The sequence below is a fragment of the Variovorax sp. OK212 genome, from assembly GCF_900112425.1.
Lineage (GTDB): Bacteria > Pseudomonadota > Gammaproteobacteria > Burkholderiales > Burkholderiaceae_C > Variovorax.
In genome coordinates this window covers 55,858-74,841 of record NZ_FOLP01000018.1, presented here as the reverse complement: position 1 = coordinate 74,841, position 18,984 = coordinate 55,858, and the positions used below count along the sequence as shown (strand labels likewise).

The 18,984-nt window shown below is 69.5% G+C and carries 19 protein-coding genes; 4 read left to right on the top strand and 15 right to left on the bottom strand.

The window, feature by feature from the left end:
• Positions 1 to 62: 62 nt before the first annotated feature.
• The 3 genes from BM004_RS32430 (at position 63) to BM004_RS32420 (ending at position 2,432) form a co-directional block, all read left to right on the top strand.
• Entirely contained in the window at positions 63 to 914 is an 852-nt protein-coding gene (locus BM004_RS32430; RefSeq protein WP_093219566.1) for an intradiol ring-cleavage dioxygenase, read from the top strand.
• Positions 915 to 947: 33 nt separating this feature from the next.
• A complete protein-coding gene (locus BM004_RS32425; protein ID WP_093219563.1) occupies positions 948 to 1,553 on the top strand; it encodes a nuclear transport factor 2 family protein in 606 nt (201 codons plus the stop codon).
• 120 nt (positions 1,554 to 1,673) lie between these two features.
• Positions 1,674 to 2,432: a sulfite exporter TauE/SafE family protein gene (locus tag BM004_RS32420; protein ID WP_093132365.1), complete on the top strand. Its 759-nt coding sequence runs from the start codon at positions 1,674 to 1,676 to the stop codon at positions 2,430 to 2,432.
• Positions 2,433 to 2,447: 15 nt separating this feature from the next.
• Here the strand turns inward: BM004_RS32420 and BM004_RS32415 are convergent, their stop codons facing one another.
• The 5 genes from BM004_RS32415 to BM004_RS32395 all read right to left on the bottom strand — a co-directional run bounded on the left by BM004_RS32415 (position 2,448) and on the right by BM004_RS32395 (position 5,871).
• Entirely contained in the window at positions 2,448 to 2,807 is a 360-nt protein-coding gene (locus BM004_RS32415; protein WP_093219557.1) for a DUF1428 domain-containing protein, read from the bottom strand.
• Between the two features lie 67 nt (positions 2,808 to 2,874).
• Positions 2,875 to 4,371 (bottom strand): DHA2 family efflux MFS transporter permease subunit, encoded by a 1,497-nt coding sequence (locus BM004_RS32410; RefSeq protein ID WP_256220143.1) that lies wholly within the window; start codon positions 4,369 to 4,371, stop codon positions 2,875 to 2,877.
• A gap of 38 nt (positions 4,372 to 4,409) precedes the next feature.
• Complete coding sequence (locus BM004_RS32405) at positions 4,410 to 4,829, bottom strand: VOC family protein (protein ID WP_093132369.1); 420 nt, start codon at positions 4,827 to 4,829, stop codon at positions 4,410 to 4,412.
• A gap of 17 nt (positions 4,830 to 4,846) precedes the next feature.
• Positions 4,847 to 5,374, bottom strand: coding sequence for an SRPBCC family protein (locus tag BM004_RS32400; protein ID WP_093219554.1), 528 nt, complete (start codon positions 5,372 to 5,374; stop codon positions 4,847 to 4,849).
• 59 nt (positions 5,375 to 5,433) lie between these two features.
• Positions 5,434 to 5,871 carry a VOC family protein gene (locus tag BM004_RS32395; RefSeq protein ID WP_093132373.1) on the bottom strand — a complete coding sequence of 146 codons (438 nt, stop codon included), beginning with the start codon at positions 5,869 to 5,871 and terminating at the stop codon, positions 5,434 to 5,436.
• Positions 5,872 to 6,002: 131 nt separating this feature from the next.
• Between BM004_RS32395 and BM004_RS32390 the strand changes: the two genes are divergently transcribed.
• A complete protein-coding gene (locus tag BM004_RS32390; protein WP_093132375.1) occupies positions 6,003 to 6,659 on the top strand; it encodes a TetR/AcrR family transcriptional regulator in 657 nt (218 codons plus the stop codon).
• A gap of 21 nt (positions 6,660 to 6,680) precedes the next feature.
• On the opposite strand, the gene BM004_RS32385 is transcribed toward BM004_RS32390, so the two are convergent.
• The 10 genes from BM004_RS32385 to BM004_RS32340 are packed head-to-tail and all read right to left on the bottom strand — an operon-like array spanning position 6,681 to position 18,968.
• Entirely contained in the window at positions 6,681 to 7,148 is a 468-nt protein-coding gene (locus BM004_RS32385; RefSeq protein WP_093132377.1) for a MarR family winged helix-turn-helix transcriptional regulator, read from the bottom strand.
• Positions 7,149 to 7,184: 36 nt separating this feature from the next.
• Positions 7,185 to 8,930 (bottom strand): acyl-CoA dehydrogenase family protein, encoded by a 1,746-nt coding sequence (locus BM004_RS32380; RefSeq protein ID WP_093219552.1) that lies wholly within the window; start codon positions 8,928 to 8,930, stop codon positions 7,185 to 7,187.
• A gap of 24 nt (positions 8,931 to 8,954) precedes the next feature.
• On the bottom strand, positions 8,955 to 10,688 hold the full coding sequence (locus BM004_RS32375) for a tannase/feruloyl esterase family alpha/beta hydrolase (protein ID WP_093219549.1): 1,734 nt from the start codon (positions 10,686 to 10,688) through the stop codon (positions 8,955 to 8,957).
• A gap of 38 nt (positions 10,689 to 10,726) precedes the next feature.
• Positions 10,727 to 11,461: an ABC transporter ATP-binding protein gene (locus BM004_RS32370; RefSeq protein WP_093219547.1), complete on the bottom strand. Its 735-nt coding sequence runs from the start codon at positions 11,459 to 11,461 to the stop codon at positions 10,727 to 10,729.
• 1 nt (position 11,462) lies between these two features.
• The gene (locus tag BM004_RS32365; protein ID WP_093219544.1) at positions 11,463 to 13,271 is read right to left on the bottom strand and encodes a branched-chain amino acid ABC transporter ATP-binding protein/permease; all 1,809 of its coding nucleotides are present in this window, start codon (positions 13,269 to 13,271) and stop codon (positions 11,463 to 11,465) included.
• Between the two features lies 1 nt (position 13,272).
• The gene (locus BM004_RS32360) at positions 13,273 to 14,313 is read right to left on the bottom strand and encodes a branched-chain amino acid ABC transporter permease (RefSeq protein ID WP_093132387.1); all 1,041 of its coding nucleotides are present in this window, start codon (positions 14,311 to 14,313) and stop codon (positions 13,273 to 13,275) included.
• Positions 14,314 to 14,344: 31 nt separating this feature from the next.
• Positions 14,345 to 15,481, bottom strand: a complete 1,137-nt coding sequence (locus BM004_RS32355) for an ABC transporter substrate-binding protein (protein WP_093219541.1) — start codon at positions 15,479 to 15,481, stop codon at positions 14,345 to 14,347.
• Positions 15,482 to 15,536: 55 nt separating this feature from the next.
• Positions 15,537 to 16,301, bottom strand: coding sequence for an SDR family NAD(P)-dependent oxidoreductase (locus BM004_RS32350; protein WP_093219537.1), 765 nt, complete (start codon positions 16,299 to 16,301; stop codon positions 15,537 to 15,539).
• A 25-nt stretch (positions 16,302 to 16,326) separates the two neighbouring features.
• The gene (locus BM004_RS32345) at positions 16,327 to 18,198 is read right to left on the bottom strand and encodes a feruloyl-CoA synthase (RefSeq protein ID WP_093219534.1); all 1,872 of its coding nucleotides are present in this window, start codon (positions 18,196 to 18,198) and stop codon (positions 16,327 to 16,329) included.
• Positions 18,195 to 18,968 carry a crotonase/enoyl-CoA hydratase family protein gene (locus BM004_RS32340; RefSeq protein WP_093132395.1) on the bottom strand — a complete coding sequence of 258 codons (774 nt, stop codon included), beginning with the start codon at positions 18,966 to 18,968 and terminating at the stop codon, positions 18,195 to 18,197. The genes BM004_RS32345 and BM004_RS32340 overlap by 4 nt, the downstream gene beginning before the upstream one ends.
• Positions 18,969 to 18,984: the final 16 nt, after the last annotated feature.

The following is an 18,984-nucleotide window of genomic DNA, read 5'->3' as shown; positions in this document are numbered from 1 at the left end:
ATGGGAACCGCGCGCGGCCTACAGTGCGCCGTACCCACCAGAGACAACACGGAGACGCCACGATGCGCAACCTCAACCAGGACAACATCACGCAGGCCGTGCTCGCACGCTTCGCCGACACCCCGAGCCCGCGGCTGCGCGAGATCATGACCAGCCTCGTGCAGCACCTGCACGCCTTTGCCCGCGAGGTGAAGCTCACCGAGGAAGAGTGGTTCCAGGGCATCCAGTACCTCACGGCCACCGGCCAGAAGTGCGACGACAAGCGCCAGGAGTTCATCCTGCTGTCGGACGTGCTGGGCCTGTCGATGCTCACCATCGCGATGAACAACGACAAGCCCGCCGGCTGCACCGAGGCCACCGTGTTCGGCCCCTTCTACTTCGACGGCGCGCCCGAGTACGCGCACGGCGACGACGTGGCCAACGGCGCCGAGGGCGAGCCCTGCGACGTGTACGCCACGGTGCGCGGCCTCGGCGGCGAGCCGGTGGCCGATGCGGTCGTCGACGTGTGGCAGGCCGATGCCGGCGGCCACTACGACGTGCAGCACGCCGGGCTCGACCATGCCGAGAACCGCGGCACGCTGCGCACCGCGGCCGACGGCTCGCTGCACTTTCGAAGCGTGGTGGCGGTGGCCTATCCGATTCCGGTCGACGGCCCCGTGGGCGACCTGCTGCGCGCCACCAAGCGCCACCCGTGGCGGCCCGCGCACCTGCATTTCAAGATCGAGGCGCCGGGCTACGAGCGGCTCATCACCCACGTGTTCCGCGACGGCGACGAGTGGCTCGACTCCGACGCGGTGTTCGCGGTGCGCCAGTCGCTGGTGGCGCCGTGGACGAAGCAGGCCGACGGCCGCTGGCGGCTGGACTTCGACTTCGTGCTGAACCCGCTGAAGGAACCGGCCGCACAGCCCGCCTGAGCCTCGGAAAACCAAGCAAAAGAGACACCGCAAATGAATGACACCTTGCAGCAGGAGCTGCTGATCCGCCAGATGATCGAACGCTGGGCCGTGTGGCGCGACGCCGGCGACTGGGAACGCTTTGCCACCGTGTGGCATCCCGACGGCGTGATGATGGCGACCTGGTTCCAGGGCCCGTACGCCGATTTCATCCGCGTCACGCAGGAAGGCTGGGCCAAGGGCGTGAGCATTCTTCACTTCCTGGGCGGCTCGGCCATCGAGGTGGCGGGCGAGCGTGCCATCGCGCAGACCAAGATGACCATCTCGCAGCGCGGCATGGTCGAGGGCGTGCTGTGCGACGTGGTGTGCACCGGCCGCTTCTACGACTTCGTGGAAAAGCACGGCGGCGAGTGGAAGCTGCTGCACCGCCAGCCGATCTACGAGAAGGACCGCATCGACCCGGTCGACCCTGCCGCCACCGTCGCGCTCGACGCGGCCGTGCTGGCCGGCCTGCCCGAGGGCTACCGCCACCTCACCTACATCCAGCAGCGCATCGGCTACACGGTGAAGCTCGACATGCCGATGCTCAAGGGCCCGGCGGTGGAGGCCCTCTACAGGCGCGGCGCCGACTGGCTGGCCGGAGGGGCGCTCGAACGCTGAGGGCGGCTGGGCGTCTGGGTAGATGGGCAGTTGGGCAGATGGGCAGCGCGCCCCGCGTCATCCTGCTACGCTCGCAAAGCCTGCCGCCACGGCGGGCTTTTTTTCGCGCTCCTCATTCCCATGGCCTTTCCCCTGATCACCGACCCGCATTTCTACGCGGTCGCCATTCCCGCCGTGCTGCTGCTCGGCATCAGCAAGAGCGGCTTCGGCGCCGGCTTCGGTTCGCTCGCGGTGCCGATGATGGCGCTGGCCGTTACGGTGCCGCAGGCCGCCGCCATCCTCATGCCGCTGTTGCTGCTGATGGACCTGCTGGGCCTGGCCGCGTTCCGGCGCGACTTCGACCGCTCGCTGCTCAAGTTCCTGGTTCCGTTCGGGCTGCTGGGCACGGTGGTCGGCACGCTGCTGTTTCGCGCGCTGCCGGCGCACACGGTGGCGGGCATCGTGGGTGTGTTCACCCTGCTGTTCCTGGCGCAGCGCGTGCTGTTCCCGCCCAAGCCGAACGACCCGCTGCCCTCGCGTGGCGTGGGCGCGGTGCTGACGACCGTCTCGGGCTTCACCAGTTTCATCGCGCATGCGGGCGGCCCGCCGATCAACGCCTACGTGATCCCGCTGCGGCTCAAGCCGGTGATCTTCACGGCCACCATGGCCTACTTCTTCTTCGTGGTGAACCTGAGCAAGTGGATCCCGTATGCGTGGCTCGGCTTGCTCGACTTCCGCACGCTGGCCACCTCGCTCGTGCTGATGCCGATCGCGCCGCTGGGCGTGTGGGTCGGCATTCGCATTGCGCGGCGCATCGACGCGACCTGGTTCTATCGCTTCGTGTACCTGGGCATGCTGCTCACGGGCCTGAAGCTCGTCTACGACGGCTTCCTGGCCTGAGCATCCCGCGCGAGCTCAGAGCTCGACGATGCTCTTGAAGCCGCCGAAGATCATCCGCTTCGCATCGAAGGGCATGGTCTTCGGGTCCATCGCCGTGATGCGCGGGTCGGCCATCACCTTCGCGTTGACCGTGTCGCGGTGCTTGCGCGACTTGTAGGTGATCCACGAGAAGGCCACCGTCTCGTCGGCCTTCTGCTTCACGCTCTGCGGAAACGAGGTGAGCTTGCCGGGCTTCACGTCGTCGGCGATGCACTCCACGTATTCGAGCGCGCCGTATTCCATCCAGACCTTGCCGGCCTTGCGCGCCAGCTTGCGGTAGGCCTCCACGTTCGCGGTGGGAATGGCAACGATGAAACCATCTACATAGCGAGCCATGGGTGTTCTCCTGAACAGGGAGTGGAAATGCTGAAGGAAGAAGAGGGGCGGTTGCATGGCCTGAGGTTCACGGTGCGGCTGTTCCACGGGGGGCCATCTTGTCGCCGGCCTTGCCGTTGTCGTTGCCCTTGCAGTTGCTGTGGTTCTGCATCTGCCCCGGCATGGCGGAGCGCAGCAGCAAGGCGCCGATCAGGCCCGCCGTCGCCGCGAACACGGCGCCGACGAGAAACGCCAGGTTGTAGCCGCCGGTGAGCGCCAGCGGCATCTGCGCGCCGGCCGCTTCCATCGACGCGGTGCGCGCGGCCGCGGCGCTGGCCAACACGGCCAGGCCCAGCGCGCCGCCCATCATGAAGGCGGTGTTGACCACGCCCGAGGCCAGGCCCGAGTCGGCCGGGCTCACCTCGCTCATGGCGGCCAGCAGCAGCGGGTTGAAGGCCATGCCCGCGCCCAGGCCGAGCAGCATCATGCCGGGCAGCACGTCGAGTACGAAGCTGCCGCTGACCGGTGCGCGCGCGAACAGCGCCAGCCCGATGGCCGCGAGCCAGAGGCCTGCCGCCAGCGGCTTGCGGATGCCGAAGCGCATCACGATCTTGGCGGACAGCCCGAGCGAGAACACCGCCATGATGATGTTGGACGGCAGGAAGGCCAGGCCGATCTGCATGGGCGTGTACTGCAGCACCAGCTGCATGTAGAGCGCCGAGATGAAGAACCACGCGAACATGGCCGCGGCCCACAGGACGCCCACCACGTTGGCCACCGACACGCTGCGCAGGCGGAACAGGCCCAGCGGCATCAGCGGATGCTGCACCCGCGACTCGATGGCGATGAACACCGCCAGCAGCCCCACCGCCGCGCCCAACAGGCCCAGCGTCTGCGCCGAGGCCCAGCCGGCCTCGTTGCCGTTGACCACGCCGTACACCGCGAGCATGAGCGACAGCGTGACCGTGACGGCGCCGGCCACATCGAGCTTCTCGCCGTGCGCATGGCCGCGCGCGCTCGGCAGCAGCGCCACGCACAGCGCGTACACCGCCACGCCGATCGGCAGGTTCACCAGGAAGATCCAGTGCCAGCTCAGCGTGCTCGTGAGCAGCCCGCCCAGCAGCACGCCGATGCTGCCGCCGCCCGCGCACACGAAGCCGTACACGCCCATCGCCTTGGCGCGGTCGGCCGGCTCGGTGAACAGGTTCATGATCAGCGAGAGCGACACGGCCGACACCACCGCGCCGCCCAGGCCCTGCACCGCGCGCGCGGCCACCAGCAGGCCCTGCGAGGTCGAGACCCCGCAGGCCAGCGAGGCCAGCGTGAACAGCACCAGGCCCGCGAGGAACACGCGGCGGTGGCCGTACAGGTCGCCGAGCCGCCCGCCCAGCAGCAGGAAGCCGCCGAAGGTCAGCATGTAGGCGTTGACCACCCAGACCAGCGAGGTCTCGGTGAAGCCCAGGTCGGTTCGGATCGAGGGCAGCGCCACGTTCACGATGGTCGTGTCGAGCACGATCATGAGAACGCCGAGGCACAACACCATCAAGGCGAGCCAGCGCTTGCGGTTGTCGAGTGTGACGGTCATGGGAGGTCGTTCCTGTTGCGGGCGCCGGGGGCGGCGGGCTAGACCAGCGGCTTGCCGCCGTTGATGAGCCAGGGGGTGCCGAAGCGGTCGGTCACCATGCCGAAGCCTTCGACCCAGAAGGTCTTCTCGAAGGGCATGGAGACGGTGCCGCCCGCGGCGAAGGCGTCGAACACGCGGCGCGCTTCGGCCACGGTCTCCAGCGTGAGCGCCACGCCGAAGCCCTTCATGCCTTCGTAGGCCTGGCCGGGCATGGTGTCGGAGGCCATGAGCATGCCCTCGCCGTAGGCCAGCGAGGCATGCATGATGCGGTTCTTCGCCTCGGGCGGCAACTGCGCGGTGTCGGGCGCTTCGCCGATGGTCATCATCATCTGCATCTTGCCGCCGAGCGTCTTCTCGTAGAAGCGCATGGCTTCGGCTGCGTTGCCGTCGAACGTGAGGTAGGCGTGGATGGGGGACATGAGCTTTCCTTGGTGGGTTACTTTTCGGTGGCTGTCTTCAGGTTGGCCAGGCCTGCTTCGAAGTCCTTGCCGATCATCTGGTCCATGTTGAAGAAGATGCCCATGAGCCTGGCGACGTAGGGGCTCGGGCCGTGCATGGCCCAGGTCACCTGCGTGGCGCCGCCCTGGGGCTGCAGCGTGAACTCGGCCATGTTGTGGCCTTCGAAGGGCTGGATGAAGTCGAGCTTGATCGCGACCTTCGACGAAGGCGCCGACTCGACGATCTCCATGTGTCCCGCGCCCGCCTGGCTGTTGCCCTCCCACGCATAGGTGGCCCCCTTGCCGCTGGGCGCGCCGCCGAAGCTGCGCTTCATGGCGGGGTCGAGCTTCTCGTAGGGCGACCAGGCGCCCCAGCGGTGGAAGTCGTCGATCAGCGGAAAGATCTTCTCGGCCGGCGCGTTGATGCGCGCGGTGCGCTCCACGCGGAAGGTGTCGGGCCGGGTGGCCGCGAAGATCAGCAGCGCGGCAATGGCGAGGACGAGAACGAGGGCGATTTTCTTGAGCATGGCGGGACTTGGTGAGGCGATGCGGAGCAATGTCGTGGCGATGACGGGGCGGCGCGAACTCAGCTGGCCTGCTGCACCACCAGCAGCCAGCTCACGCCGAAGCGGTCGTTCAGCATGCCGAAGCTGGAGGTGAAGAAGGTCTTCATCAGCGGTTGCATCACCTGGCCGCCGTCGGCCAGCGCGTCGAACCACTGGCGGGCTTCTGCGTCGGTGTTGGCGGTGAGCGCCAGCATCACGCCCTTGAACTCGGCCTGCCCCGAGCAGCGGCCGTCGGAGGCCATGAGCTCGGTTTCGCCGATGCGCACCACCGCGTGCATCACCTTGTCGGGCGACGGCATCGCGCCGCCGCAGCCGTCGTCGGCGTTGCCCGAAGGGGCTTGCGCGGGCGCTTCGCTGTAGCGCATGAGCTGGACGACCTCGGCGCCGAGCGCCTTCTTGTAGAAGCCGAGCGCTTCGTCGCAGCGGCCTTCGAACGAGAGGTAAGACTGGACTTTCATGGCAATTCCTTTGGATGGACGAGGTGGGTCGCAAGCCCCCGGTGTCATGGGCCGCAAACAATCGGATTACTTTGTGTACACCGTCCACAAAGAATAGCAGGGATAATGGACAGTGTCCACATGGAATTGCAATGAAGCTCAACAACGTTCCCGAAAGCCTGCCGCCCGCCCGCAGCACCTACCGACACGGTGACCTGCGCCGGGCCCTGCTGGACGCGGGCATCGAGCTGGCGCGCGACGGCGGCCCCGGCGCCGTGGTGCTGCGCGAGGCCACGCGGCGCGCGGGGGTGGTGCCGAATGCGGCCTACCGGCATTTCGCCAGCCGCCAGGAACTGTTGCTGGCCGTGCGCGAGGCGGCGCTGGCCGCGGCGGCGGGCGCGATGGAAAAGGAACTGGCCGTGCTGCCCTGCGACCAGCCGCCCGCCGACTTCGCGCGCGCACAGGTGCGCGCCATCGGCACCGCCTACCTGCGGTTCGCGCAGGCCGAGCCGGGCCTGTTCCGCACGGCGTTCGTGATTTCAGACGAAGGCCGCGGCGAGCTCGGCCCGGGCAAGGGCGGCGCCGACAGCGGGCTCGACCCGTTCGAGCTGCTGGGCAAGGCGATCGACCGGCTGGTGGACGCGGGCGTGCTCGCTGCGCAGCGGCGCCCGAATGCCGAATACCTCGCGTGGTCGGCGGTGCACGGGCTGGCGCTGCTCATCATCGACGGGCCGCTGCGCGAAATGCCGGCCGACGCCGTGCACGGGCTCGGCCAGCAGCTGATCGACATGGTCGAACGGGGCCTCTGAAGCCCTTGCAATCGCCGAAGGCTACAGATAGATCTTCTGCAGCAGCTTGATCAGCGTCTCGCGCTCGCGGGCGCTGAGCCTGGCGCTCGCATCGGCCTCGAGCTGCACCACGGCCTGCTCGGCCTCGCGCACCAGCGTCTCGCCGGCCGGCGTGAGGTGCAGGCCCACGGCGCGGCCGTCGTGCGGATGCGGCCGGCGCTCGATGAGCCCGCGGCTGTCGAGCGTGACCACCAGGCTCACCAGGTTCGGCGGCAGGATGTCCAGCGTGTTGCACAGCTGCCGTGAGGTGGCGCCCGGGTTGTGCGCCAGCAGCGAGAGCACCGAGAAGTCGATCTGCTTCAAGCCGTAGGGCGCCATGCGCTCCGCGAAGAAGTCGCTGACGATCAGCCACGCGCGGCGCGCGTTGTAGCCCACCAGGCCTTCGAGCATGCGCGCGTCGAGCGGGTCGGGCTGGCCTTTGGCGGGAGCAGATTTCGCGGAGGAGGGCATGGTGCGAGCGTAACGCGCGGCAGGCGGCGCCAGTGGCTACTTCGCCACACCCGCGGGCGCCGCCGCGTGCGTCAGCGCCACGGTCTCGCAGGCCTTCTTGACGATGCCCAGGCGCATCTCGAACTCGGGCAGCACCCAGCGCCGGAAGGCGGTGGCCGCGCGTGCCTTGGCTGCGTCCTGCGGCGCCACCGCCTCGATGCGCGCCCAGGCCCAGGCCATCAGCGTGAGCATGGTCACGCGCAGGTAGTCGTCGGCCACCTCGTACGGCAGCACCGGGTTGGCATGCGCCGCCATGGCCACCGTGGTGCCCAGGTAGCGCAGTTGCGCGAGGCGCCGCTGCACGTCGGCGTCGGCCTCGCGCGAGGCGTCCAGCGTGTCGCGCAGCTCCAGCAGCACCGCCGACATGCCCGCGCCGCCGTCGGGCAGCACCTTGCGCACCAGCAGGTCGATGGCCTGGATCTCGTTGGTGCCCTCGTAGATCATGGTCACGCGCGCGTCGCGCACCACCTGCTCGATGCCCCACTCGCGCACATAGCCGTGGCCGCCGAACACCTGCAGGCATTCGCTCGCGCCATGAAAGGCCTGCTGCGTGCACGCGGCCTTGAGCACCGGCGTGACAAAGGCGCACCAGCGCTGCGCGCGCTCGCGCGCCTTCGGGTCGGCGTCGTGCACGGCCACGTCGAGCATCAGCGCGCTGCGGTAGGCGAGGGTGCGCGTGCCGTCGATCCACGCGCGCTGCGTGTCGAGGATGCGGCGCACCGCGGGGTGCTCGGCAATCAGGTCGGCGCTCTCGCCGCCGCGGCTCGCGGGCACGGGGCCGGGCGCGCGCATCTGGCGGCGCTCGGCCGCGTAGGCGTCGGCCTTCTGCCAGGCGGCGTCGAGCAGGCCGATGCCCTGCAGCGCCACGTGCAGGCGCGCCGAATTCATCATCACGAACATCGCGGCCAGGCCACGGCCGGGCTCGCCGACCAGCCAGCCCGTGGCGTCGTCGAAGCGCATGGTGCAGGTGGGGCTGCCGTGCAGGCCCATCTTCTCCTCGATGCGTTCGCAGTGCACCGCGTTGCGCGCGCCGTCGGGCAGCAGCTTGGGCACCAGCGCCAGCGACAGCCCCTTGGGGCCCGCCGGTGCATCGGGCAGGCGGCACAGCACCAGGTGCACGATGTTCGGCGTCAGGTCGTGCTCGCCGCCGGAGATGAAGATCTTGCCGCCGTTCACCCGCAGGCTGCCGTCGGCCTGCGGCACGGCGCGCGTGCGCACCTGGCCCAGGTCGCTGCCTGCATGCGCCTCGGTGAGGCACATGGTGGCGAGCCACTCGCCAGTGGCGATCTTCGACAGATAGCGCTGCTTCAGCTCGTCGCTGCCGTGGTGCTTGAGGCAGGCGTAGGCGCCGTGCAGCAGGCCCGGCGCCATCGTGAGGCCGTGGTTGGCGGCGGCCAGCCATTCGTAGAGCACCGCTTCGAGCACCGCGGGCAGGCCCTGTCCGCCGTCTTCCGTCGCGGCCGACAGCGCAGGCCAGCCGCCATCGACGAAGGCCTGGTAGGCCTCTCTGAAGCCCGGCGGCGACACGACGTTGCCATCGGCAAAGCGGCAGCCGACTTCGTCGCCGCCGCGGTTGATGGGGGCCACCACTTCGCCGACGAAGCGGCCGGCTTCTTCGAGCACCTGCGACTGCAGCGCTTCGTCGACTTCGGCAAAGGGCGCGAGCGCGGCCAGGCGCGCGGGCGCGTCGAGCACGGCGTTGAGCAGGAAGCGGACGTCGTCGGGGCGGGGCTGGTAATCCATGGAGGCTCTTCTGCTTTCGCTGATTCAGGGGGTAGGCAGCTTGCAGGCGAAGCTGCTCGCGCGCTCGGTGTCGCCACCGGTGTAGGTCGCAACTTGCGGGTAGGGGCACAGCGGTCGTGTGCGTTGGGCCGACCAGTTCGCCGGCACCTCGGCATTCGGCGCCGGCGTGCCCGCGCCGCGCGCGCTCGCCGTGACCGATGCGGGCGCCTTGCCCTGCTCGACCCAGTCGACCAGTGCGCTCAGCATGTCGAACTGGTCGGTGGCCGGGCCGCCCGCGCAGTGGTTCATGCCGGGCACGGGAAAGTAGCGCGCGAAGGCCGACGCATCGCCGCCGTTCGCGGCCTGCACGCGCTCGTACCATGCGGCCGTGTCGTCCGACGAGAACACCGGGTCGCTGGTGCCGTGGTAGACGATCATGCGGCCGCCCTTGTCGCGCAGCGCGCCCAGGTTGGCGGCGTCCGGCGGCGTCATGAACGACAGCGCCGATTCGCGGAACACACCGTCCGTCGCCGCGATGCGCGGTGCGTCGCGGTCCATGTCGAAGCCCAGCGCGAAGGGCAGGCCCTGCGGCCGGTCGGCCAGCGGCGGCGTGCTGAAGATGAAGGCCACGGCGCCGGCGTCGCGCGTTCCCGGGCTGGCGAACTTCCACTCGCGCCAGTTGCTGCCGCTCACGCCCGCGTCGAACGGAAAGCCGCTGTAGATGGGCTGGCCCGCGCTGTTGCGCGCGCCCTTGAACACGTTGGCGAGCGCGTTCTTCTGCGGCGCGCTCAGGCACATGCCGTCGCGCGTGCCGGCCGCGCACGTCGGCACGGCGGTCTGGATGTCGAACTTCGTCCTGCAGGCCTGCACGTTCGACACGATGCCGTCGGCCAGGCCGTCGAGCGCGTCGCAGCGCTGCAGCACCTTGTCGGCCACCAGCTTCATCTCGGCGGGCGTGAAGGCGCTCTGCAGGTCGGGCTGGCCGGTGGGTGTCTTGGCGCTGGCAACGGCGGCGTACTGCTGTGCGCCATAGAGTTGCGCCACCGCCGCCTTCGGCAGGTTGAAGCCTGGGTCGCCCGCGAGGATGCCGTCGTAAGAGTCGGCCGAGCGCACCGCGGCCACCATCGCATGGCGTCCGCCGTTGGAGCAGCCACCGAAGTACGAGCGGTCGGGGCCGCGGCCGTAGGCCTTGGCAATGAGGTTCCTGGCCATCGGCGTGAGCTGCGCGACGGCGTTGTAGCCGTAGTCGAGCCGGGCCTGCGGGTCGAGCCCGAAGCGCGGGCCCATCGCGCCCGCATGGCCGGCGTCGGCGCTGATGACGGCAAAGCCCATCTGCAGCGCACTGCTGCGCGGGCCGCCACCGCCGACGCCGCCCAGTGCGGGCAGCACCACGCCGTCGAGCCCGCCGTTGGCCTGGTAGAAGAAGCGGCCGTTCCATGCCACGGGCAGGCGCATCTCGAAGCCGATGGCGTAGCGCTGGTTGTCGACGGGGCTCGTGCGCTCGTTCATGCGGCCCTGCACCAGGCAGTGCGCAGGGGCGTTCATCGCCACGCCGCCGACGGTCACGGTGCCGGCCGCCACTTCGGTGGCGGATGTGTAGCCGGTGCCCGGCAACGCGGCGCGGGCCGCGAGGTCGGTGCACGCTTGGAGCGTGCCGGCGCGCGCCGCGGCCAGTGGCGCATGCGGTGCCGGCGCACGCGTTGCGCACGCCGCGAGCAACACGGCCACGCCGAGTGCGCTCGCGCACAGGCCGAAATGAAGGTGGCGCTGTCGGGTCATGGGGTCTCCTTGCCGCGAGGGTCGCGGCCGTGTCGTCGTCAGGCGGCCTTGCGCGCCGCGCCCAGGTAGGTGTCGATCACCCGCGAGTCGACCGCCAGTTGCTTCGCTTCGCCTTCCAGGCTCACGCTGCCCATTTCGAGCACGTAGCCGTGGTCGGCCACTTCGAGCGCGGCGCGCGCGTTCTGCTCGACCAGCAGGATGGTCACGCCCGTGGCGCGCAGCGCATCGACGGTGCGGAAGATTTCCTGGACCACCAGCGGCGCCAACCCCAGGCTGGGCTCGTCGAGCATCAGCAGCGTGGGGCGCGACATCAGCGCGCGGCCCACCGCCAGCATCTGCCGCTCGCCGCCCGAGAGCGTGCCGGCCAGTTGCGCGCGGCGTTCCTTCAGCCGCGGGAACAGCGTGTAGACCTCGTCGATGCGGTCGCGCCATTGCTTGTTGCGCAGGCGCACCTGGCGGAACGCGCCGAGCACCAGGTTGTCTTCCACCGGCATGGTGCCGAACAGCTCGCGCTTCTCGGGCACCAGCGCAATGCCGAGCATCACGCGCTCTTCGAGCGACAGCGCCGCAATCGGCTGGCCCTTGAATTCGATGACGCCCTTGGAAGGCAGCACGCCCATCAGGGCGTTGAGCAATGTCGACTTGCCGGCCCCGTTCGGGCCGATCACCGTGACGACGCTGCCCTGGCCGGCCTTCAGGTCGATGCCGTGCAGCACTTCGGCGCGGCCATAGCCGGCGTGCAGGCCGCGGATCTGGAGCAGGGGTGTGCTCATGTCAATGCTCCGTTCCGAGGTAGGCCGCGCGCACCTTGTCGCTGGTCTGCACTTCGGCGGGCGTGCCCTCCATCAGGTGCGTGCCGAATTCCATCACCACGATGTGGTCGCAGATGTCCATCACCAGTCCCATGTCGTGCTCGACCAGCAGGATGCTCATGCCTTCGCCGCGCAGCTGCCGCAGCACCTTGCCCAGCGCTTCCTTTTCCTTGTGGCGCAGGCCGGCCGCGGGCTCGTCGAGCAGCAGCAGGGCCGGGTCGGCGCACAGCGCGCGCGCAATCTCCAGCAGGCGCTGCTGGCCCATCGCGAGGTTGCCCGCGGTCTCGTGCAGGTAGTCGCCCATGCCCACGCGCTGCAGCTGGCGCTCGGCCTCGCGGAACAGCGCGCGCTCTTCGTTGCGGTCGATGCGCAGCATGGCCGCGACGGCGCCCTTGCGCCCGCGCAGGTGCGCGCCCAGCGCCACGTTCTCCAGCACCGTCATGTCGGCCACCATCTTCACGTGCTGGAAGGTGCGCGACACGCCGCGCTGCGCGATCTGCCGCGCACCGAGCCCGCCGATGGCCTCGCCGCGAAAGCGCACCGCGCCGCCCGACAGCCCGAGCACGCCGGTCACCAGGTTGAAGGTGGTCGACTTGCCCGCGCCGTTCGGCCCGATGAGCCCGACGATCTGGCCGGCGCGCGTCTGGAAGCTGATGTCGTTCACCGCCACCAGCCCGCCGAAGGTCTTGCGGATGGCCTGCACGTCGAGCACCACCTCGCCGGCGGCCGGCTTGGCGCGCGCGGGCAGGTCGTGCGCGCCCTGCCAGTCGACGGTGCGGCGCGGACGCGGCAGGCGCCGGTCGACGAAGGCCCACAGCCCGTTGGGCAGGTACTTGAGCACCAGCACGATCATGATGCCGAACACGATCAGCTCGTAGCTGCCGGCCGTGCCGATGAGCTTGGGCAGCAGCACCTGCAGCTGGTCTTCGAGCAGCTTGACCACGCCCGCGCCGGCAATGGCGCCCCACACGTGGGCCGCGCCGCCCAGCACCGCCATGAAGAGGTACTCGATGCCCATCTTCAGCCCGAAGGGCGAGGGGTTCACCGTGCGCTGGAAGTGCGCGAACAGCCAACCCGAGATGGACGCGAGCAGCGCCGCCAGCACGAAGATGCCGATCTTGAAGCGCAGCGTGTTCACGCCCATGGCCTCGGCCATCTGCGAGCCGCCGGCCAGCGAGCGGATGGCGCGGCCGCTGCGCGAGTCGAGCAGCCGGATCACCGCGAACGCCGCAAGGATCGCAAAGGCCCACACCACGCCGTAGAAAAGGCGCTGCTGGCCGAACTCGAAGCCGAACAGCGACAGCCCCTTCACGCCCAGGATGCCGTCGTACTTGCCCAGCGCCTCGAGGTTGCCCATGAGGTAGTACAGCGACAGTGCCCACGCGATGGTGGCCAGCGGCAGGTAGTGGCCCGACATGCGCAGCGTGATCGCGCCGATGAGCGCGGCGCTCAGGCCCGTGAACACCAGCCCGATGAACAGCGTGACCCACGGCGACAGGCCCGTGTTCACCGTGAGGTAGGCCGTGGTGTACGCGCCGATGCCCACGAAAGCCGCCTGCCCGAAGGAGGTGAGGCCGCCCACGCCGGTGAGCAGCACCAGCCCGAGCACGGGCAGCGTGTAGATGCCGATGTAGTTGAGTTGGATGATCCAGAAGTCGGGCAGCGGCAGGAAGGGCAAGGCCACCAGCACCAGGATCAGCGCGAGCGGGCCCCAGGTGCGCAACAGGCTCTTTTCGGGTGCGGGTGCAGTGGGGTTCAGGAGCGCTTCCATGTCAGTGCTCCTCGTCCGAATGGCCGCTCTTGAGCGAACGCCACAGCAGCACCGGCAGGATGATGGTGAACACGATCACTTCCTTGAACGAGCTGGCCCAGAACGAGCCGAAGGCCTCGATGACGCCCACGGCCAGCGCGCCCAGCAGCGCGCCCGGGTAGCTGGCGAGGCCGCCGATCACGCCGGCCACGAAGCCCTTCAGGCCGATGAGAAAACCCGAGTCGTAGAACACGGTGGTGGTCGGCCCGATCAGCAGGCCCGACAGCGCGCCGATGAGCGCGGCCATCGCGAAGGTGAGCTGCCCGGCGGCCTGCGTCGAGATGCCCATGAGCCGCGCGCCGAGCCGGTTCACGGCCGTCGCGCGCAGCGCCTTGCCGTACAGGCTGCGTTCGAAGAACAGGTACAGCAGCACGATCAGCGCCGCCGACATGGCGAAGATGATCAGCGCCTGCCCGCTCACGTTGAGCGGCCCGAGCGCCATGCGCTCGTCCCAGAACGGCGGGTTGCGAAAGCCCTCCGCGCCGAAGAACAGCAAGCCCAGCCCCGTCATCGCGAAGTGCACGCCGACCGAGACGATCAGCAGCACCAGCGAACTGGCGCCGGCCAGCGACTGGTAGGCCACGCGGTACACCAGCGGACCGAAGGCCGTGACGATGAACACGGTGAGCAGCGCCTGCACGCCGATCGGCAGGTTGCGCGGGCCGGCCCAGGCCGACACCGCGCAGATGACGGCTGGCAGCGCGAAGGTGCGCAGTGCCGCCTTCACGCCGCCCGTGGCGCTGCCGCTGTGGCGCCAGGTGGTGACCAGGTCCATCAGCGCGGCAACGCCGGCCAGTATGAGCAGCAGCCACACCGTGCCCGGCGTCTTGCCGGTCTGGAAGATCGCCAGCGTCAGCGCGCCGTACGCCACGAATTCGCCCTGCGGAATGAAGATGACGCGGGTCACCGTGAAGACCAGCACGATGCCCATGCCCAGCAGGGCATAGATCGCGCCGTTGGTGAGGCCGTCCAGCGTCAGGATGCTGGCGATTGAGAAATCCATGGCGTGAGGTGAAGGCTGCTGCGGCGGGGGATTACTGCTCGACCTTGAACGCGCCGTTCACCACCTTGAGCATCACGCCGGTCTCGGTCGTGTAGCCCCAGTGGTCCTGCGCCGTCCAATTCAGCACGCCGTGCGCGAGCACCGTGCGGCCCATGCCTTCGAGCGCGTCGCGCAGCGCGGCGCGGAACTCCGGCGTGCCGGGCTTGGCCTTCTTGAGCGCGACCGGAATGGCCTTCTCGAGCACCGTGAGCGCGTCGGCCGCGTGGCCGGCGAACTGGTTGCGCGAGCCGGGGCCGTAGGCCTTCTCGTAACCCTGCACGAAGGCCACGGCGGCGGCCTTCGACGGATGGCTGTCGGGCAACTGCTCGGCCACCGTGGCGGGGCCCGACACCACGAAGGTGCCCTCGGCGTCCTTGCCGGCGGTGCGCATCAGGTCCTGCGTGGCGGCGGCGTGCGTCTGGTAGACCTTGCCCTTGAAGCCGCGCTCCATCACCGCCTTCTGCGGCATGCCCGCACCGCTGCCCGAAGCCACGATGAGGATCGCATCCGGGTTGGCCGACGTGAGCTTGAGCACCTGGCCGGTCACGCTGGTGTCGGCGCGCGCGAAGCGCTCGGTGGCGACGATCTTGATGCCGTTCTTCGCAGCCTCGGCGGTCAGCGCCTTGAGCCACAGCTCGCCGTAGGCATCGGTGTAGCCCAGGAAGCCGACCGTCTTCACGTTCTGCTTCTTCATGTGCGCGACCACCGCGAAGGCCATCACGTCGTTCGACTGCGGCAGGCGGAAGAACCACTTGTCCTTGCCCGGCGGCAGGCCGGCCGGCGCGGTAGAGAGCTGCGGCGTGCCGGCTTCGGCCGTCACGTCGGCCATCGGAATGGCCACCGGCGTGGCGCTGGAGCCGACGATGATGTCGGCCTTGTCCTCAGTGACCAGGCGCTGCGCGTCCTTCACGCCCGTGGTGGGGTCGGTGGCGTCGTCGAGCACCACCACCTTGAGCGTTTCGCCGGCGATGGTCTTGGGCCAGATGGCGATGCCGTTCTTCACCGGAATGCCCAGGCCCGAGGCCGGGCCGGTGAGGGGCTGCACCACGCCGATGGTGATGTCGGCATGGGCGAGGCCCATGCTCATGAGCGCCAGCACGGCGGCGAGGGTGGTCTTCTTGAAGGTCATCGATGTCTCCTGATAGGTCTTGACGGGTCTGCAGCGGGAACGAATGAACGATGGCTCAGCGCGGCGCCATGCGCAGCGCGCCGTCCAGGCGAATGACTTCGCCGTTGAGGTGGCCGTTGGTGACGACGTGGCAGGCCAGCTCGGCAAACTCCGAAGGCTTGCCCAGGCGCGGCGGGAACGGAATGGACGCGGCCAGCGACTGCTGCACCGGCTCGGGCAGCTCCAGCAGCAGCGGCGTGGCAAAGAGGCCCGGCGCCACGGTGCACACGCGAATGGCGTGCTGCGCCAGGTCGCGCGCCATCGGCAAGGTCATGCCGACCAGGCCGCCCTTGGAGGCGCTGTAGGCCTGCTGGCCCACCTGGCCGTCGAAGGCCGCCACGGAGGCGGTGAAGAGCATCACGCCCTTTTCGCCGTTGTCGAGCGCGGCCAGCCTGGCGCAGCGCGCGGCGAACAGGCGCGCCATGTTGTAGCCGCCGATCAGGTTGATGTTGACCACGCGCACGAAGTCTTCGAGCGGCGCGGGGTTGCCGTCCTTGCCGACGATGCGCTTGGCGCTGCCGATGCCGGCCACGTTCATCAGGATGCGCGCAGGGCCGTGCGCGGCCTCGGCCTTGTCGAGCGCGGCGTTCACGCTGTCGGTGTCGGTGATGTCGCAGGGGCAGGCAACGCCGCCGATTTCCGCAGCCACCTTTTCAGCGAGCGCTGCGTTGCGGTCGAGCACGGCGACCTTGGCGCCCAGGCGCGCGAGTTCGCGCGCGGTGGCTTCGCCCAGGCCCGATGCGCCGCCGGTGACGAGTGCGGCTTGTCCTTCGATCTTCATGTGTCTGGTCTCCTGGAGTGCTTGCTTAACGGGGCGTGAGGGTGAAGGGCAGCGTGCCGCCGTGCATCGCATCGGCCAGCGCTGCGCGGTGCTTGAGCACGGCGCGCTGGTTGATGGAGCCCTTGTCGGTCACCTCGCCCTTGTCGATGGAAGGCGGCTCGGCCATCAGGTGCAGCCGCGCGATGCGGTTGGCGCTGCCGGTGCCCGTGGCGAACAGGTCGTTGGCCACCTGCTGGAAGTGCGCCTGCACCGGGGCGCTTTCGAGCACCTGCTGCAGGGTGGCGCCTGCATCGAGCCCGGCGAGCTGGCGCACCTTCTGCGTAGTGAAGATCAGCGCGCCGACTTCCTTCAGGTTGATGCCGGTGAGCACCGCGTCCTGCACGTAGGGCGAGCCGGCCGCGATGATCTTCGCGCGCAGCGGACCCACGCTCACGAAGGTGCCGGTGGCGAGCTTGAAGTCTTCGGCAATGCGGCCGTCGAAGCGCAGGCCGCGGTGGATGTTGCCGCCGTCGATCCACTGCACCGCGTCGCCGGTGGAGAAGAAGCCTTCGTCGTCGAAGGCCTCGGCGGTGGCGTCGGGCGCGCGCCAGTAGCCGGGCGTGATGTTGGGGCCGCGGTAGCGCACCTCGGTCTTGCCGTCGACGTCGATCAGCTTGAGCTCGATGCCGGGCGCGGGCAGGCCCACGTCGCCCGACTTCACGTCGGGGCCGGTCACGTAGAGCGCGAACGGGCCCGACTCGGTCATGCCCAGGCCGGTGCCCATGACGATGCGCTCGCCCACTTCCGACTCCTGCGTCCTGTGCAGGCTGTCCCACACGGGCTGCGACAGCGCGGCGCCCGAGTAGAAGAACATCTTCACGCGCGACAGCAGGTTGCGCCGCAGCACCGCGTCGGTTTCCATGGCGTGCGCGATGGCCTCGAAGCCGGTGGGCACGTTGAAGTAGATGGTGGGCGCGATCTCGCGCAGGTTGCGCAGCGTCTCGGCCATGCCGGCGGGCGTGGGCTTGCCGTCGTCCACGTACAGCGTGCCGCCGTTGTCCAGCACGATGCCCACGTTGTGGTTGCCGCCGAAGGTGTGGTTCCAGGGCAGCCAGTCGACCAGCACGGGCGGCTCGTCGCCCAGCGCGGGAATCGACTGGCGCAGCTGCTGCTGGTTGGCGCACCACATGCGGTGCGTGTTGATCACCGCCTTGGGCATCTTGGTGGAGCCCGAGGTGAAGAGGAACTTGGTGATGGTGTCGGGGCCGGTCGCGCGCATCGCTTCGTCGATGGCGGGCGTGGCGGGGGTCGAGGCCAGCGTGTCGAACCTGGTGAAGGCGCGGCCTTCGAGCGTGCCCTCGGCAATGACGACCTCGGTGCCGGCGGGCACGACGGCGGCAATGGCGCGTCCGTAGCGCGCGGCGTCGGTGGCGAACACCAGGCCCGGCGTGAGCGTGTCCAGCACGTGGCGCAGCTTCTCGAAGTCCTGGCTCACCAGCGAGTAGGGCGGCGACACGGGGCAGTAGGGCACGCCGGCGTAGAGGCAGCCGAGCGCGAGCAGCGCATGCTCGATGCCGTTCTCGCTGAGGATGGCCACGGGGCGCTCCGCGCTCAGGCCGCGCTCGAGCAGCGCCTGTCCGATGCCGCGCGCTTCCTGCAGTGCCTGCGCATAGGACACGCGCAGCCAGTCGCCGGTGCCGCCGTCGGCCAGCCGTTCGCGGCGGGCGATGAAGGTGCGATCGGGCGCGTGTTCGGCCCAGTAGGCGAGGCGGTCGGTCATGCGCTCGCGGTAGGCCGCGAGTTGCGTCTCGGCCTTGAGGTACTGCGTGCCGGGTGCGCCGTCGCGCAGCGTGGCGCGCGTGACGCCGAAGGCCAGCGGCCGATAGCGAACGGCGGGAACCACGGGAGCGGCGGTCATCCCTTGCTCACCTTCGCGCCGCGGCCTTCGAGGAAGTCGCGCACGCGCTGCTTGGCCTCGGGCGCGGCCTGCACGATGCCCGACATCAGCGCTTCGGTGAAGAAGCCGTGGTCGGCCGACTGCTCGGCGATGCGCGGCAGCGCGTGCATCAGCGCGTAGTTGGTCAGCGGCGCGTTGGTGGCCACGCGCTTGGCGATCTCCAGCGCCTTGTCGAAGGCGGTGCCCTCGTCGACCAGGTACTGCGCGAAGTTGGCGCGCTCGCCGTCCTCGGCGTTGTAGACGCGTCCGGTCATCATCATGTCGGTCATGCGCGCCACGCCGATCAGCTTGGGAATGCGCACCGAACCGCCGCCGCCCACGAAGATGCCGCGCGAGCCTTCGGGCAGCGCGTAGAAGGTGCTCCTGTCAGCCACGCGGATGTGGCAGGCGCTGGCCAGCTCGAGCCCGCCGCCGACCACCGCGCCGTGCAGCGCCGCGATCACCGGCACCGGGCCGTGCTGGATCAGGTCGAGCGCCGCGTGCCAGGTGCGCGAGTGCTGCAGGCCCTGGCCGGCGTCGCGCTCCTTCAGCTCGCTCAGGTCGAGGCCGGCGCAGAAGTGCGGGCCTTCGCCGTCGAGCACCGCGGCGCGCACGGTGGAGGGCAGCTTCTCGAAGGCGTCGCGCAGCGCGAAGATCAGGCCGTCGGACAACGCATTGCGCTTGGCGCCGCGCGTCAGGCGGACGATGGCGACTTCGTCGCGGATGTCGATGTGAAGGTCTGGATTGGTCATGATGGTGTTCGGGGTT